Consider the following 15,119-nt stretch of genomic DNA (forward strand, 5'->3'; position numbering starts at 1 on the left):
GTTTGTTATTTGTAACGACATTATTTAATTAAAAATCATGTTGTTTTTCAACCCTGTACCCAATCCCAACAAAAATCACCTGTCCGAACACCCTCCCTGGGCACGACCGTAGAGAGTGTTTAGGGAGGGCCGTAAATAGGGAGCTTGCAGGTTTGAATGGAGCCAGGGTGGGTCAGGTAATATTAATTTCAACATGCTACAAAAAGCCGACAAGAACGTTCTTCAATTTTCATCTGCTGTGCGCGGCTTTTGGATTTACATGGTTTATAAACCCAAGGCGGTGCCTTGGGCTAAAGTGCTTTTTGCCTTTCAGGCAAAGTATTTTCCGTATCCTAATAAAAATCTCTGTCCGAATACCCTCCCTGGGAACGACCGTAGAGAGGGTTTAGGGAGGGCAGTAAATAGGGAGCTTACAGGTTTGTCAGGAGCCAGGGTGGGGCATGAAATATTAATTTCAACACGCTACAAAAGCCGACAAGAACGTTCTTCAATTTTTCTACTGCTGTGCGCGGCTTTGGATTTACATGGTTTATAATCCCATGGCTGCGCCATGGGCTGAATTGCGGTTTGCCCTTCAGGCAAAGTATTTCCCGCATCCCAACAAAAACCACTTGTCCGAACACCCTCCCTGGGCACGACCGTAGAGAGTGTTTAGGGAGGGCAGTAAACAGGGAGCTTGCAGGTTTACCAGGAGCCAGGGTGGGTCATGAAATATTAATTTCAACATGCTACAAAAAGCCGACAAGAACGTTCTTCAATTTTCATCTGCTGTGCGCGGCTTTGGATTTACATGGTTTATAAACCCAAGGCGGTGCCTTGGGCTGAATTGCTTTTTGCCTTTCAGGCAAATTATTTTCCGTATCCCAACAAAAATCACCTGTCCGAACACCCTCCCTGGGCACGACCGTAGAGAGGGTTTAGGGAGGGCAGTAAACAGGGAGCTTGCAGGTTTGCCAGGAGCCAGGGTGGGTCAGGTAATATTAATTTCAACATGCTACAAAAGCCGACAAGAACGTTCTTCAATTTTCATCTGCTTTGCGCGGCTTTGGATTTACATGACTCATAATCCCAAGGCGGTGCATTGGGCTAAATTGCGGTTTGCCCTTCAGGCAAAGTATTTCCCGCATCCCAACAAAAAACACTTGTCCGATCACCCTCCCTGGGCACGACCGGAGAGAGTGTTTAGGGAGGGCAGTAAATAAGTAGCTTGCAGGTTTGTCAAGAGCCAGGGTGGGTCAATGGTTAGACCAATTCTTTAAAAAACGATAAGTGCTTTGCATGAACGAACCAGCTCCATAATTTAGTGCTAATCTCCCTGCCGGCCGTTACTAATTGCCCAGGCAGTTATCCCTGTAATTGTAATCAGACTTCCGGCAATGATGGCTAAATTAATATTGCGTTGTGCTTTTCGTGCCTTTTTAAGCTGCTTCGATCCTACTCCTTTTTTTGCAATAATGTCTTCCAGTTTTTTGATTCTCTCTTCTAATTCTTTTTTAATTTTTTCGTTAAATTCCATATTATTAATGTTTTATGTTCTCTATTGGTTAAACGTTCAGAAAATTAAAATGTTTGTTTTTTTCAGGTATCTTAACCAGGGTCACCACACTACCGATCAGCCTGATAAAAAGCATTCCAGTGGTGATTTTCACCTCCATGATTTTGTCCGGACAGAAGTAATCAGATAGGCTACACATACAAGCTAACCGGTATTCTCCCGAATGCGGGTACATAATATAAATTCCGTATAAATAGCACCTCCCCGGATTCTATTACCTGCCTTTTTCTTACTTTAGCGTGTTGTTTGAATAAAATTTACCTGTATGAAAGCTTTTTTGATGTTTCTTCTGATCGTTCCCGCATTATTTTTCGGCGGAACCACCATAAGCTACAGTCAGACGGATAGTATTGTAAAACCGGTGGCTCTCTACCTGGAACTTGGAGGAAACGCACTGGTTTATTCTGTGAATATGGACTACTCCTTCCCCTTTTTTGATAACAACCTGCTGGCTTTTCGTGCCGGCTTCAGTTTTCTGAACAACTACAGGGACAACGGCATGAATACGTCCACATTCCCGCTTGAATTTACCGGGTTGATCCACCTGGCAGATAATGAAAGTTACTTCGAAATCGGGCCGGGAATAACGTTTATGAACCTTGATGAAATCAGACGGGACCATAAGGAACAGCTCCGGTATTTCAGTTTTCGGGCCGGATACAGGTATCAGAAACGCGACGGTGGTCTTGTCTTCCGGGCTGGTTTTATGCGCCTTTACGATTATTATTCATCCAATCCTGACAGGTATACGAAGTATCACACCTGGAAGACCATGCTTGGTATAAGCCTGGGTGTCGCCATATAAACCAATAATATAACTGATTTTAAGATGATGAAAACACATTTTACCTTCATTCTGCTCGTCTTCGGACTTTGTATTTCTGCTGCATCTTTGCAGGCGCAGACAAAAACAACGGCCAGTAAAATGACATTCTACTATGAATTGTGGGGCAATGGCCTGACCAGTAGCTTTAATATGGATATGCTGTTCCGGATAGATCACGACCTGGTAATTGTGCCGCGTTTAGGTTTGGGCGTTAAAGATAATTTTCTTGGACGGGGCTATGATATCGTTTCTTTCCCGATGGAACTGACAGCTATGGTTGACATGTATAAAACCCGGCATTTTCTTGAAGTGGGACCAGGTTTGACCATTACAAACTTCAGCAATGTTAAAGGTGATGCCAACATTGGCTACATGACCCTGCGTGCCGGTTACCGCTACCAACCGGAAAATGGCTGGTTTGTCTTCCGGGCCGGCATTATTCCCATGCTGGACTTTTATTCCGGCGACATGGACTACCAACGGCCAAACTATACCTGGGACATTATGGCCGGAATAAGTTTAGGGATCGCACTCTGAAACAGAAAGGATGGAGTAAACAACGGATTTATAATACAATAAATGAAAAGACTTATACTATATCTGCTGATCAGTATACTTTCAGCAACGGGATTGCTTCTAAATGCCCAGTCATCCCCGCCGAAATGCAACAACAGTGTTTACATGGAACTTGGTGGAAACGGCATGACCTACACCTTTAATGTGGACCACTGGATCAGGTCGGAATCGGGAGTAGCCATTGTCCCGCGGGTTGGATATGGCTATACACCATCAAATTTGTTTAATGGCGAGGACAGCTTCTTTGCGTTCCCGCTTGAGTTGTCCTTTTTAGTGCCCGTTAAGAACTACAACAACTACTTGGAAGTTGCTTTCGGAACTACTTTCATCAGAGCCTTTGGAGAGTCCATTACCAACGATAAAACGAAATCTTCAATAATCAGGGCGGGTTACCGCTATCAAAAACCGGAAGGCGGATTCCTTTTCAGGGCAGGTCTGCTCGCGGTATATAACTTTTATAACGGCAGTTCCGGTCGAACCAAATTGCAGCCCTGGGTCGGACTTAGCTTTGGCTATGCCTTTTAAATCCTGGTTTTCATGAGAAATAAAACACAACTTACCTTTATGAAAAAACACAATCTTCTACCTGCTTTACTTTACATCATTGGCTCTGCCTATACCATGGCGCAACCCCGCATTTATGAAACCAATTCGGCATACTACCTCGAAGCCGGTGGAAACGCCTATTCCTATTCCATCAATGTGGATCACATGTTTCGCATAGACACCACCTTTGCCATTGCACCCCGCATTGGGTTTAGTTACACGCCAAATTTACCGGATAAGCAATACGGCATAAGCTCTTTTCCGTTTGAGCTGAATGCTCTTATTCCGGTATCCCGGCGTAGCCATTATTTTGAGCTGGGACCCGGTTATACCTACCTGCTTATTTTTGGCCGGACCAATCTGAAAGACAATGGCGGCATGCTCACCTTCCGGCTGGGCTACCGCTACCAGAGAACCGATGGTGGTTTAGTATTCCGTGCCGGACTGCTCTATCTGACCAACCGAAGTGGCGACTTTAGCTTTAACGGTAAATCATCTTTAATCTGGCCGGGAATAAGTTGCGGCTTTGCGTTTTGAGACGGGATAGTTTGAATTGCGTTTAAATTATTTCTGCTGTTTTACAAGTATAATAATTTTGTAAATTAGCTGAGTTTTTGGCCTGTTTTAAGATGTTTTGAATAACCATCATCAGAAAAATTTATTTAAATGACTGATGTTCATGATAAAGCAACCCGTAGTTACAACATGTCAAGAATCCGGGGTAAAAACACAAAACCCGAAATTCTTGTCAGGAAGTTTTTACATAAAAATGGATTTCGGTACAGACTCAATTATTCAAAATTACCGGGAAAACCTGACATTGTTTTACCCAAATACAAAACCGTAATTTTTATCAACGGTTGTTTTTGGCACGGACACAAAGGGTGTAAGTTTTTTGTGGTTCCTAAAACACGGACTGAATGGTGGACAGAGAAAATTAACAGTACGATTGAACGTGATGAAATTAAAAATAAAGAATTAGAGAAAATGGGATGGGATGTGAAAACCCTGTGGGAATGTGAATTAAAACCAGAAAAAAGTACAAAAACGTTAGAAGATTTATTAGTATTTTTGAGAAAATAACAATTTATGAATTTTATCGATTTATTTTCAGGAGCAGGTGGTTTGTCAGAAGGATTTATCCGAGCTGGATTTACCCCTATTGCTCATGTTGAACTAGACAAAGCTGCCTGTAATACACTAATAACAAGAACAGCCTATCATCATCTGAAAGAAACCGAAAATCTTCAACCATATCTCGACTATATTCAAAATAAGATTACAAGGACAGAGCTTTATTCATTAATTCCTGAAAATCAAAAAGAGACAGTTATAAACATGTCAATTGGCAGCCAAAACAATCAAATAATTTTTGATAAAATCAACTCTTTGAAAGGGGAAAAACCGATTGACCTGATAATTGGTGGTCCTCCTTGTCAAGCATATTCCGTAGTTGGAAGGTCAAGAGATGAAAACAGGATGCAGGGGGATTCCAGAAATTACCTTTTTAAAGAATATGCGAGGTTTTTAGAATACTATCAACCAAAATATTTTGTTTTCGAAAATGTAATCGGGTTACTCTCTGCTAAAACTAAAAATGGCGATTCATATCTCCAAATGATGCTTGATTTGTTTGAAGATAAAGGCTACTACACCGAATATAAAGTATTAGAGGCTAAGAATTTTGGCGTGCTGCAAAATAGAAAGAGAGTTATCCTGATTGGAAAGAAAAATGGTGAAAAAGGATTTTATCCCGAATTTGATACGGTACAAACAAATGTAACAGTTTCTGAAATTTTCATGGATTTACCGGAACTAAAAGCCGGAACAGGAAATTTTTATAAATCAAAATATAAATCTTATCGCGGCAACTACCTTTTTCAAAGTCAAATCCGCAATGGGTTGGATTTTACAACCCAGCATATTGCAAGACCCCATACTGAACAAGATAAGGGTATTTACAGGCTTGCTGTGGAGAAATGGGAAAATGGACAACAAAGATTAAATTACAATGATATTCCGGAAAAATGGCAAACACATAAGAACAAAAAATCTTTTGTTGACAGGTTTAAAGTAGTTGCAGGAGATTTACCTCATTCTCAAACTGTAGTTGCACATATTTGTAAAGATGGACATTATTACATACACCCCGATATTAACCAAAATCGCTCATTAACACCGAGAGAAGCAGCAAGATTGCAGACTTTTCCTGATGATTTTTATTTTGAGGGCGTATCCGAAAAGCCAAGCAGAACAGCGGCATTCAAGCAAATTGGGAATGCCGTACCTCCTTTGATGGCTGAATCAATTGCATACAAACTCAAAGAAATAATCCTTAATGACTAAAACACAAATCCTAACCACAATAGCCGAACCTGATGCCAGTTCAATGATTGAAACTTTCCGTGCGATTGGGTATTCAATCGAAACGGCTATTGCTGATATTATTGATAATTCAATTTCTGCAGATTCAAAAAATATCTGGATTAACTACGATTGGAGAGGAGAAAACACGATTATTCTCATAAAGGATGATGGTAATGGAATGAATCATGATGAATTGGTACAGGCAATGCGCCCTGGAAGTAAACATCCTGCTGATGAACGTTCAACAAAAGATTTAGGTCGTTTCGGGCTTGGATTAAAAACAGCATCCTTTTCTCAAACAAGAAAGTTTTCAGTTATTTCAAAGAAAAAAGATGATATCCCGATTTTCTGGGCCTGGGATTTAGACCATGTGCAAAAAGTACAATCCTGGGAACTCATTCAATACACACCACTGGAATCTGAATTGGAAAAAATAGACAACCAGGAATCAGGCACGAGTGTAATTTGGTATTGTCTGGATAGAACTCTTAAAAACACAAAAGAAGAAGATACTGAAGCTCTTGGGAAATTTATGGAATTAATGGAAGGTGTAAAAAAACATCTTGAAATGGTATTCCACAGATTTCTTGAACAAGGAAAGATAAAAATATGGTTTCAGGAAAGAAAAATTGAAGCATGGGACCCGTTCCTGAGAGGTGAAAATGGTATTCAGTCTAATGCTGAAGAATTTCTGGGAAATGGTGAAATTGTTGTAAAAGGCTATGTTTTACCCCATAAATCAAAAATCTCAGAAAATACTTTTAAAAAGGCTGCAGGTCCAAAAGGCTGGAATGAACAACAGGGTTTTTACATCTACAGAAATGAACGTTTATTGGTCGCTGGAAATTGGCTTGGAATGTTTCGAAAAGAGGAACATTATAAACTTTGCAGGATAATGATTGATTTGCCCAATACAGTGGATGACAAGTGGCAGATTGATATTAAAAAATCAGTTGCCAGACCTCCTTTAAAAATACAGTCTCAGTTAAAGTCTTACGCAAAAAATATTCGTAATCAGGCGGTAAATGTTTATCGACACAAAGGGAAAGTTTTACAAAGAAAATATCCTTCTTTTAAATTCACTCCTGTATGGCTTGAGAAACAAAGACACGGCAAACGGTTTTATTCAATTAACAGAAACCATCCGGTTATTAGTGAATTGTTGGAAGAACCGACAAAACATAACCTTAACGAACTAATCGGATTCATTGAAGAAACCGTACCCGTTCCATTGATTACGATAACTGAAAGTGAAGAACCCGAATCTCATGGTATTCCATTCGAAAATCTTGAACATGAGATGCTTGTCGAAAGAATGAAGAATATTTTCAAATCTCTGTTAAACAATGGAAAAACCCAGGATGAAGCGGTTGCTACCTTGTTATCAATCGAGCCATTCGATAAATATCCTGAATACGTTGAAAATTTAATTGAAAACGATGAATAACGAAGCCAAAGAACTTGCTTTGTTTTTTCTAAGAAAGGCAGGTTGTAGTGATACTGCCACGGAAAAACAAATAGCAGATGCAATTGATAAAACTATTTTAATTCATCCCGATACTGACAATGAAGAATTAAAAAGGCATCTGGAATCTGAATACAAAATTTGGGTTGATGATTTCAGGATTATTGAAAAAGAAGAAGCAAGAAGGCCCTGGCTTGCTGTAAATAAATCAAAAATTGAATGGGGATTCTGGAACAGGTATAAATGGTATCTGGAAGAAAAGAAAAAGTTCCCACCAAAAACTGTTCAATCCATTGAAAAGCTTACAGACCGGACACTTGACGCACTTTTTGAACCAACACAAAAAGCACAAATTGATAAAAGAGGTATGGTCGTTGGTCAAGTTCAGTCAGGTAAAACCGCAAATTATACAGGTTTGATTTGTAAAGCTGCCGATGCCGGTTTTAAAATGATAATAGTTCTTGCTGGTATTCATAAAAACCTAAGAAGCCAGACACAGCTTAGACTAGATGAAGGATTTCTGGGATTTGACACGCAACAGGAAAGAGTTAATAGAAATGATAATCTTTGGATTGGAGTTGGTAAACCCAAGAGCAACAGATATTTAATTGCTCACTCATTAACTTCTAGTTCAGACAATGGTGATTTTAATAAGAATTTCGCCAACAATCCAATGGTAATATCAGCATTTAGATCAGATGCTCCCATTTTAGCAGTGGTTAAAAAGAATGCATCTGTTTTGGACAGATTAGAACAATGGCTATCTATACAGGCAATTGAAAATTCTAATGGTAATAAAGTTATACCAAACAAACCGTTATTGATAATTGATGATGAAGCTGATAATGCATCAATTAACACAACAAGAGACGACCTGAGTCCAACAAAAATAAACGGACAGATAAGAAGTCTGTTAAGGTTATTTCAGAAAAGTGCTTATGTGGGTTACACTGCCACTCCGTTTGCAAATATTTTCATTCCACTTAATGATGACAACCTTTTTCCAAGAGATTTTATTACCAATATTCCTGCTCCGTCAAATTACATTGGTCCGGATAAGATATTTGGTTTTGAACCTTTGGAAGATGGTGAAGAACCAACTGATACGCTGCCTGTTGTTCATAGAATAGACGATTATCAAACCTTTGTCCCTGATAGACACAAACGTGATGACCAACTGCCTGTTGGTGTTCCTGAGTCACTGAAAACAGCTATAAAATGTTTTATTCTGACATGTGCAATCAGGCGTTTGCGCGGACAAGGTGATGAGCATAATTCAATGCTGATACACATTTCAAGGTTTCAGGTGTGGCAAAGCAGAATTAAAGAACTTGTTGAAAATGTTTTTAATTTCTACAGGATGGGAATTGAACAAAACAATGCAGGTATTATTACTGAATTGCGACACAAGTTTGAAACGGATGTTGATGGCTATCGTTCATATACAACAACTTCAGCGCAGATTCTCGATTCTCAACTATCAGAACTTGACCCTGCCGTAAAAGTTCATTCGTGGAAAGAAGTTCTTCCTTGTCTTCACCCTGCTGTTACAAAAATCCAGGTTAAGGAAATCCATGGAGGCGCAAAGGATGTACTTGATTATCAGGCTTACGATAAAAAATACATTAGGGAAGGTGAAGAAGCCGGATTGTCAGTGATTGCGATTGGGGGTAATAAATTATCACGAGGTTTGACCCTTGAAGGATTATCAGTAAGTTATTATCTGCGTGCTTCAAGAATGTATGATACTCTTATGCAAATGGGACGTTGGTTTGGATATCGTCCAGGATATGTTGATTTATGTCGCCTGTTTACTTCAGGAGAACTTAACGAATGGTTCTGTCATATTACCCTCGCATCTGAAGAATTGCGTAAGGAATTCAATTACATGTCGGATATTGCTGGAAGTACACCTGAACAATACGCACTGAAGGTCAGGACGCATCCGGGGGTTTTACAAATTTCTGCCACCAACAAAATCAGAACGGCAGTGAATGTAAATATTTCATGGTCGGGCGTTTTGATTGAATCGTACAAGTTGAGTAAAAGAAGCCATGACATTAATACCAACCTCGATAATCTGAATAAATTAATATCTTCTTTCAGTTCTGAATCCATTGATAAAAGAGGAAACTTTTTGTGGAATAATATTCCTGCATCAAACATCATCTCTTTTATTGGGGGTTTTATTGCCCCAGAAAATCCAATAGCTTCCCCCGATAGACTGGCTGAGTTTATTTTGGAAAAACAAAAAGATGATGAACTTGATGTTTGGCATGTTGCTTTGATGAGTAGTAATTCAAAAACCAAAAATTATGTTCTGGATGATTCAATAAGGATATGGTTGTTTGACAGGACAGATGACGATAAAAATAATAGTGATGAAGTTTATTATATCCGTAAATCACACATTATCAGTCCTAATCATGAGTTTGTTGATTTGACAGAGGATGAATATGAACTGGCAAAAAGAAAAACATTTGAACAAAAGAAAGCGCATGAAGAATATCCGGGAGCTGCACAAATGCCAAATTACCCCAATGGAAACCTGGTAAGAAACGATTTGGAAATAAAAAGTGCAAGATTTCCCCTGTTACTCCTATATCTGTTGAATCCAGAAAAAGCAGGACTACCTGAATCTGAAAAACCTATTGTTGGTTTTGCAATAAGATTTCCCGGAAGTAGCAATAACAGAACAATCACATATGCCGTACATCAGCAGCTTTTAGACAAATTTGAAGTGAACGAAGACCCTGAAGATTATGACTACGAAGATTGAAGATTTTTGGAAAGATTTTGAGATTAATGATGCTTTAAAAACAGGCGTTGTTTTAAAAAGGTTTTCTCCTGATATTATGCCGGATTGTTTTGTTGCAATGAGGATGCCTGAGAAGGTAAAAAGTATTGCATTCCGGTTATCAAAAACAAATGTTGATATTTCAGCACTAAATGACCTAAAGGATATAACAACTGAGATTTTACCGGATGAAACCCAGCCTGATAAAATGCTTTTGTTGGTAAGTCTTGCTGATAATTCACTTTCCTCAATTTTTGCGGTTTTGTGTGAAGATTTATTTAATTCCGTTTCAGATGTAAGGGAAGAAATAGAACTCATTAAATCATTGCAAAACCGCTTCTTAAAATGGAAAGAATTATTTGAACTGGCTAAAAGTCCCGGGTTGTCGCCCGAAAAGCAGATTGGTTTATTTGGGGAGTTGCTTTTGTTAAAGAAACTTTTAGTGGAAACAGAAAATTTAACTGAATGCCTGAATATCTGGGTTGGTCCCGACACCGGAATCAGGGATTTTGAAAAGAACAATAATGCAATTGAAGTTAAAACAACTCAAACCCACAACCACCAAAAAATAAGGATTAGTAGTGAAAGACAGTTAGATACAACCTTACTGAAGAACTTGTTTCTATTCCATCTATCACTGGAAAAGCGAAACGGCAATGAAAATTCATTAAATAAAATAGTTTCTGAATTGCTGTCAATAATTAGTGACAATAAACTATTAAGCAATATATTAAACCGTAAGCTAATCAGTGTTGGGTATTTTAAACATCATGAATCCTGCTACGAAAATATATCTTATTTGATAAGAGGTGAAGATTTTTACAAAGTGTCAGAACATTTTCCAAGAATTGAGGAAAAAGATTTAATGAAAGGTGTTGGCGATGTGAAATACTCAATTGTTTTAACTGCTGAAACAGAAATATACAAAACCAGTTTATCAAATATTATTGAAAAGTTCAATCTATAATGAAAGTCGAAGAATTTTATAAAGAACTGTTTCAGGAAATAAAATCGACTCAGGCATCAGAAGAAGCCGGAGGAATTCAGGAACAGATTTTTACCCAACTTGCTATTGATTTACTTGCTGATGCGGGAGAAACTGAAAATGCAAGGATTTGTTTCGACCGCAAGGAAGATAAACTTGGCAGAACTATGCATAAGTTGAATGGATATGCTCTATCTGAAAATTATGAAACACTTGATTTATTTGTTACAGTATTTAAAGGTGTTGAAGACCCCTTTACATTAACCAAACAGGAAGTCGAATCTTCAATCAATCAGGTTGAGCGATTCTTTCGTAATGCAGTATACAAAGACTACATTAAAGAACTTGAAGAATCTTCAGAGGTTTTTGACCTGGCTCATACTCTTGCTGAAGTTAAAGAAGTACGGGAGTTTTTGTCGCGCGTAAATATTTTTGTACTAAGCAATGGAGTTTTCAAATCTGATATTAAAGCCAATAAAACAATCTCAGGTTATTCAATATTTACAAGAATAATTGATATTGGGTATTTATTTAATCTTTCAGACCAGACTCATGTTCCGATAGAAATTAATTTTGAAAACTATGGAGGAATACTTCCATGTCTGGAATCTCCATCTGAAAATGATGATTATGAATCTTATCTTGCATTGATTCCAGGCGCAACACTTGCCAATATTTATGAAGAATATGGCTCAAGGCTTCTTGAACAAAATGTTCGTTCGTTTTTACAATTCACAGGGAAGATTAACAAAGGAATCAGGAAAACAATAAAAGAAGAGCCACACATGTTTCTTGCATTTAATAATGGCATTGCAGCAACTGCGGATGAATTAAACTTGCAGGATATGCCTGGCGGTGGAAAAGCAATAGTTTGGGCTAAAGATTTTCAAATTGTTAATGGCGGTCAGACAACTGCTTCAGTTTATCACACATGGAAAAAAGACAAAGCAGAAATAGACAAAATATTTGTTCAAACGAAACTGACTGTCGTAAAAAAACGTGATAATTTCAATGAAATTGTAAATCGTATTGCTGAGTACGCAAATACCCAAAACAAAGTCTCTACTTCCGATTTAAGCTCAAATAAACCATTCCATGTTGAGCTCGAAAAAATCTCAAGGTCCGTATGGGCGCAACCCGTTGAAGGAAGTAATATCCAAACTCGTTGGTTCTACGAACGGGCAAGGGGTCAATATAAGAATGCCAGATTAAAAGAAGGATTCACCCCATCAAGACGGAAAGCATTTGACCTTAAAAATCCAAGAAGCCAAATGATTACAAAAGAACTTCTGGCAAAGTATGTAAATACGTATCAGGAAATATGGAACGGGAAAAGACTTGCGATTGGACCGCATGTCGTTGTTCGTGGAAGTCAGAAAAATTATGTCCAGTTTCTGAATTACAATATGCCTGTGAAGCCTGATAATGTTTTTTATGAAGATGCTATTGCTAAGGCTATCTTGTTTAAAAATGCTGAAAAACTGTACGGAGTAAGTCCAAATGCAATTGGTGATATGAGGTACATTACAGTTCCATATTCATTGTCACTTCTCAGTCTGAAAACAGATTATAAAATTGACCTTTATAAAATATGGAAGAATCAGGGTCTTAGTGAGAAAATGAAATCGGTTTTATTCAATCTGATGGAATCAGTTGAAACCTTTATCAAAAAAAATGCACCGGGTGCTTTATATGGAGAATGGGCGAAAAAAGAAGAATGTTGGAATACAATAAAAGAAAATGAGTTCGGCATTGATTTCAATGAATTAAAATCAGAATTTATCAATAATGCTACTCCGAAAAGAAAAAGTATTACGGAAGATGAAGTAAACGTTAAAATCATTGAGCAAGAAATTGAACTTATAAAATCTATATCATCTGATATCTGGGATGTTATTGAAAAATGGGGAGCAAAAACTGGAAAAATGAGTAAATATTTGCAAGATATTGCTCTAAATATTTCAGTTTCAATAAAAAATAATAGACCCATCAATGTTGCCTTGAGAACAAAAGGGATTTCAATAATTGAAATTATTATTCATGAAGCCCCGGAAATTCTTGAAAATGAGGTGCTCAACAAACCAATCAGTGCAAAGGAAAGCACAAAACAAATAGTTAAACTTGATGTTGATTTAATTGCTAAAATGGTTGAGTGGGACTCACGAGTTAAAATATTATCTTCAAACCAGCGTAGTTATGTTTCTGATTTTGCATATGGTTTAAAAAAAATAAATTCATTTCATGAGAAGAATTTATTGATTTATTATGAAAAACTTATAGCAGCTGGATTTAGAGAATGAATATGAATAATAACAGTATCCACTTCCCAACCGTTAATAAAGGAAAATTATTTAGTAAAAATATTAAATACAGTCCTGACTCTTTTCTCCCCTCCCAGCGCCAAAATCTCAACTTTCTGCGCCAGATTAACCCGGCCTGCGGGAAAATTTTTACGATTTTGCAGCATTTTTCGCCGGCCTGCGGGTCGGTTTTGCAATTCTGTGCGGCAGGACATTAATATTTTATAGCAGGGAGGTGTACATACAAAAAGGGCGCCCCGTTATGCATCAGGACGCCCAAATAGACAGTGTTTCACGTCATTCAACCGCAGAACTGTTACTATGATCATTGTTCTTTCTATGCTTTCGCCAATAGGCGCTGGAATAGCCTTTCAGCCGGTTTTTGTCGTGCCGGAACACATATTTCCCGGCTTCACGAATTTCATCCACCAGCACTTTCATGTGGGTATAAGCCTTGTCACGAATCACTTTCGATTCGTTTTGATCGGACTTGTCTCCGTTGGCTTCAGCCAGCAGATCGCCCAGATGGTCAGCCAGGGTAGCCGCTTCGTCAAGTTTAGCAAGGTCGAAACCAATAGCGCTAAGCAGATCAGGATTCTCCCTGCCAAGGATGGCAATGTCGTTTAAATCCTGTACCATATCTGCGTTGGTGTTCCCTTCGGCTATGGCATTAACCCGGTTTATCAGGGCATCGTCATTGCGGTAAGCAAAGCGCAGAGTCTGGAGCAGGTCATCCCTCAAAGCAAAGGCATCAGGCGCTTCATTTGCCCATTGTTTCTGAGCTTCCTGCTGCGACTGGTAGTCTTTGTTCCAGATGGATTGTGCCTCACGGCAGGCACCGGCCCGTACGGGCAGATCATCAATTTGTGCCTGCGTAATGCCTACAACCAGTAGTTTTTCAGCATCATCCAGACACCAGTGATTTACCCGGTGAAATAAGATTTGAGTCTGTTCTTTATGAACATTCTACCATAATGTGTTTTAAAGTATTTTTCCCGTCTTAATGCATCGGCTTGACTTAGACATGCTTCAAAATAAATTAATTTTAATGGTCTTCTTTCTTTTGTAGAAGTCACCATACCTTTTTGATGCTGCTCAAATTTTAATTTCAAATCTTTGGTGTACCCAGCATAGTTTTGTCCATCCTTTTCACTGCGAAGAACATATGTATAAAAAAAATCATTCATATTTGAAATTATTTCACGCGGGTAAATCTTCAGTATTCGACATGATTTCAAGGTTTAATTTAGTTATACATAATAATTACTGATCTCAATACGGGCTGGTGTTCGTCAGCAACGTCTTTTTATCTTTTTACCATGCAAAAGCATTAAACGATGTTATCCCGAACGGTCAGTTCCTCTACAGAGAAGTAAAATATTATATAAAGGATTGTAACAGTTTAATATTCTTTACAGGTTTATGTTGCGTTTAGTGTTTGCAAAATATAAAAAAAGGGGGGGAAAGTCAAGATGTTAACCAGCATATTTAGTGTAAGTATAAAACAGAACAGGAACAATAGACCAACCCTAAAAATCCTCCGGATCATATTAAATAAAATCGAATTTGGGGAGTAATACTACGCAAAACAGAATATTTTTAATAACGTCATTCGTAATTGTCTTAACGTGCGGCCTCGCATGATTTCTTTCATCAGGAGATCCGTTCTCCGGCCTTGATTCCCATGGCGCTTATAACCCGG

14 protein-coding genes are annotated in these 15,119 nt (G+C 38.3%); 11 read left to right on the forward strand and 3 right to left on the reverse strand.

Annotated elements, in window-relative coordinates; translation table 11 throughout:
* Window positions 1-193: 193 nt before the first annotated feature.
* Complete coding sequence (locus ACE1EF_RS16655) at window positions 194-535, forward strand: hypothetical protein (protein ID WP_375721825.1); 342 nt, start codon at window positions 194-196, stop codon at window positions 533-535.
* A 771-nt stretch (window positions 536-1,306) separates the two neighbouring features.
* Here ACE1EF_RS16655 and ACE1EF_RS16660 read toward each other — a convergent pair.
* The gene (locus ACE1EF_RS16660; RefSeq protein WP_375721826.1) at window positions 1,307-1,516 is read right to left on the reverse strand and encodes a hypothetical protein; all 210 of its coding nucleotides are present in this window, start codon (window positions 1,514-1,516) and stop codon (window positions 1,307-1,309) included.
* A 304-nt stretch (window positions 1,517-1,820) separates the two neighbouring features.
* Between ACE1EF_RS16660 and ACE1EF_RS16665 the strand changes: the two genes are divergently transcribed.
* The 10 genes from ACE1EF_RS16665 (at window position 1,821) to ACE1EF_RS16710 (ending at window position 13,417) form a co-directional block, all read left to right on the forward strand.
* Window positions 1,821-2,360 (forward strand): hypothetical protein, encoded by a 540-nt coding sequence (locus ACE1EF_RS16665; protein ID WP_375721827.1) that lies wholly within the window; start codon window positions 1,821-1,823, stop codon window positions 2,358-2,360.
* Between the two features lie 24 nt (window positions 2,361-2,384).
* Window positions 2,385-2,918: a hypothetical protein gene (locus tag ACE1EF_RS16670; protein ID WP_375721828.1), complete on the forward strand. Its 534-nt coding sequence runs from the start codon at window positions 2,385-2,387 to the stop codon at window positions 2,916-2,918.
* Between the two features lie 42 nt (window positions 2,919-2,960).
* On the forward strand, window positions 2,961-3,482 hold the full coding sequence (locus ACE1EF_RS16675) for a hypothetical protein (RefSeq protein ID WP_375721829.1): 522 nt from the start codon (window positions 2,961-2,963) through the stop codon (window positions 3,480-3,482).
* A 12-nt stretch (window positions 3,483-3,494) separates the two neighbouring features.
* On the forward strand, window positions 3,495-4,040 hold the full coding sequence (locus ACE1EF_RS16680; protein ID WP_375721830.1) for a hypothetical protein: 546 nt from the start codon (window positions 3,495-3,497) through the stop codon (window positions 4,038-4,040).
* 129 nt (window positions 4,041-4,169) lie between these two features.
* Entirely contained in the window at window positions 4,170-4,586 is a 417-nt protein-coding gene (locus ACE1EF_RS16685; protein ID WP_375721831.1) for a very short patch repair endonuclease, read from the forward strand.
* A 6-nt stretch (window positions 4,587-4,592) separates the two neighbouring features.
* A complete protein-coding gene (locus tag ACE1EF_RS16690; RefSeq protein WP_375721832.1) occupies window positions 4,593-5,849 on the forward strand; it encodes a DNA cytosine methyltransferase in 1,257 nt (418 codons plus the stop codon).
* Window positions 5,842-7,317 carry an ATP-binding protein gene (locus tag ACE1EF_RS16695; RefSeq protein ID WP_375721833.1) on the forward strand — a complete coding sequence of 492 codons (1,476 nt, stop codon included), beginning with the start codon at window positions 5,842-5,844 and terminating at the stop codon, window positions 7,315-7,317. The genes ACE1EF_RS16690 and ACE1EF_RS16695 overlap by 8 nt, the downstream gene beginning before the upstream one ends.
* Complete coding sequence (locus ACE1EF_RS16700) at window positions 7,310-10,114, forward strand: Z1 domain-containing protein (protein ID WP_375721834.1); 2,805 nt, start codon at window positions 7,310-7,312, stop codon at window positions 10,112-10,114. Before ACE1EF_RS16695 ends, ACE1EF_RS16700 begins: the two co-directional genes overlap by 8 nt.
* A complete protein-coding gene (locus ACE1EF_RS16705; RefSeq protein ID WP_375721835.1) occupies window positions 10,098-11,099 on the forward strand; it encodes a PD-(D/E)XK motif protein in 1,002 nt (333 codons plus the stop codon). The genes ACE1EF_RS16700 and ACE1EF_RS16705 overlap by 17 nt, the downstream gene beginning before the upstream one ends.
* Complete coding sequence (locus ACE1EF_RS16710; RefSeq protein ID WP_375721836.1) at window positions 11,099-13,417, forward strand: AIPR family protein; 2,319 nt, start codon at window positions 11,099-11,101, stop codon at window positions 13,415-13,417. The genes ACE1EF_RS16705 and ACE1EF_RS16710 overlap by 1 nt, the downstream gene beginning before the upstream one ends.
* A 297-nt stretch (window positions 13,418-13,714) precedes the next feature.
* Here ACE1EF_RS16710 and ACE1EF_RS16715 read toward each other — a convergent pair whose 3' ends face one another.
* Window positions 13,715-14,158 (reverse strand): hypothetical protein, encoded by a 444-nt coding sequence (locus ACE1EF_RS16715; protein WP_375721837.1) that lies wholly within the window; start codon window positions 14,156-14,158, stop codon window positions 13,715-13,717.
* A gap of 182 nt (window positions 14,159-14,340) precedes the next feature.
* Entirely contained in the window at window positions 14,341-14,604 is a 264-nt protein-coding gene (locus ACE1EF_RS16720; RefSeq protein ID WP_375721838.1) for a GIY-YIG nuclease family protein, read from the reverse strand.
* Window positions 14,605-15,119 lie beyond the last annotated feature (515 nt).

Origin of the sequence: Quyinboa sediminis, from assembly GCF_042219855.1 — a bacterium.
Classification (GTDB): domain Bacteria; phylum Bacteroidota; class Bacteroidia; order Bacteroidales; family UBA5342; genus JBHJHP01.

Excerpts from the sequence above, each read along its gene's own strand:
- ACE1EF_RS16705 (WP_375721835.1), top strand. The coding sequence starts at position 10,098 with ATGACTACGAAGATTGAAGATTTTTGGAAAGATTTTGAGATTAATGAT.
- ACE1EF_RS16665 (WP_375721827.1), top strand. The coding sequence starts at position 1,821 with ATGAAAGCTTTTTTGATGTTTCTTCTGATCGTTCCCGCATTATTTTTC.
- ACE1EF_RS16655 (WP_375721825.1), top strand. The coding sequence starts at position 194 with ATGCTACAAAAAGCCGACAAGAACGTTCTTCAATTTTCATCTGCTGTG.
- ACE1EF_RS16660 (WP_375721826.1), bottom strand. The coding sequence starts at position 1,516 with ATGGAATTTAACGAAAAAATTAAAAAAGAATTAGAAGAGAGAATCAAA.
- ACE1EF_RS16720 (WP_375721838.1), bottom strand. The coding sequence starts at position 14,604 with ATGAATGATTTTTTTTATACATATGTTCTTCGCAGTGAAAAGGATGGA.
- ACE1EF_RS16675 (WP_375721829.1), top strand. The coding sequence starts at position 2,961 with ATGAAAAGACTTATACTATATCTGCTGATCAGTATACTTTCAGCAACG.
- ACE1EF_RS16700 (WP_375721834.1), top strand. The coding sequence starts at position 7,310 with ATGAATAACGAAGCCAAAGAACTTGCTTTGTTTTTTCTAAGAAAGGCA.
- ACE1EF_RS16670 (WP_375721828.1), top strand. The coding sequence starts at position 2,385 with ATGATGAAAACACATTTTACCTTCATTCTGCTCGTCTTCGGACTTTGT.
- ACE1EF_RS16690 (WP_375721832.1), top strand. The coding sequence starts at position 4,593 with ATGAATTTTATCGATTTATTTTCAGGAGCAGGTGGTTTGTCAGAAGGA.
- ACE1EF_RS16685 (WP_375721831.1), top strand. The coding sequence starts at position 4,170 with ATGACTGATGTTCATGATAAAGCAACCCGTAGTTACAACATGTCAAGA.
- ACE1EF_RS16695 (WP_375721833.1), top strand. The coding sequence starts at position 5,842 with ATGACTAAAACACAAATCCTAACCACAATAGCCGAACCTGATGCCAGT.
- ACE1EF_RS16710 (WP_375721836.1), top strand. The coding sequence starts at position 11,099 with ATGAAAGTCGAAGAATTTTATAAAGAACTGTTTCAGGAAATAAAATCG.
- ACE1EF_RS16680 (WP_375721830.1), top strand. The coding sequence starts at position 3,495 with ATGAGAAATAAAACACAACTTACCTTTATGAAAAAACACAATCTTCTA.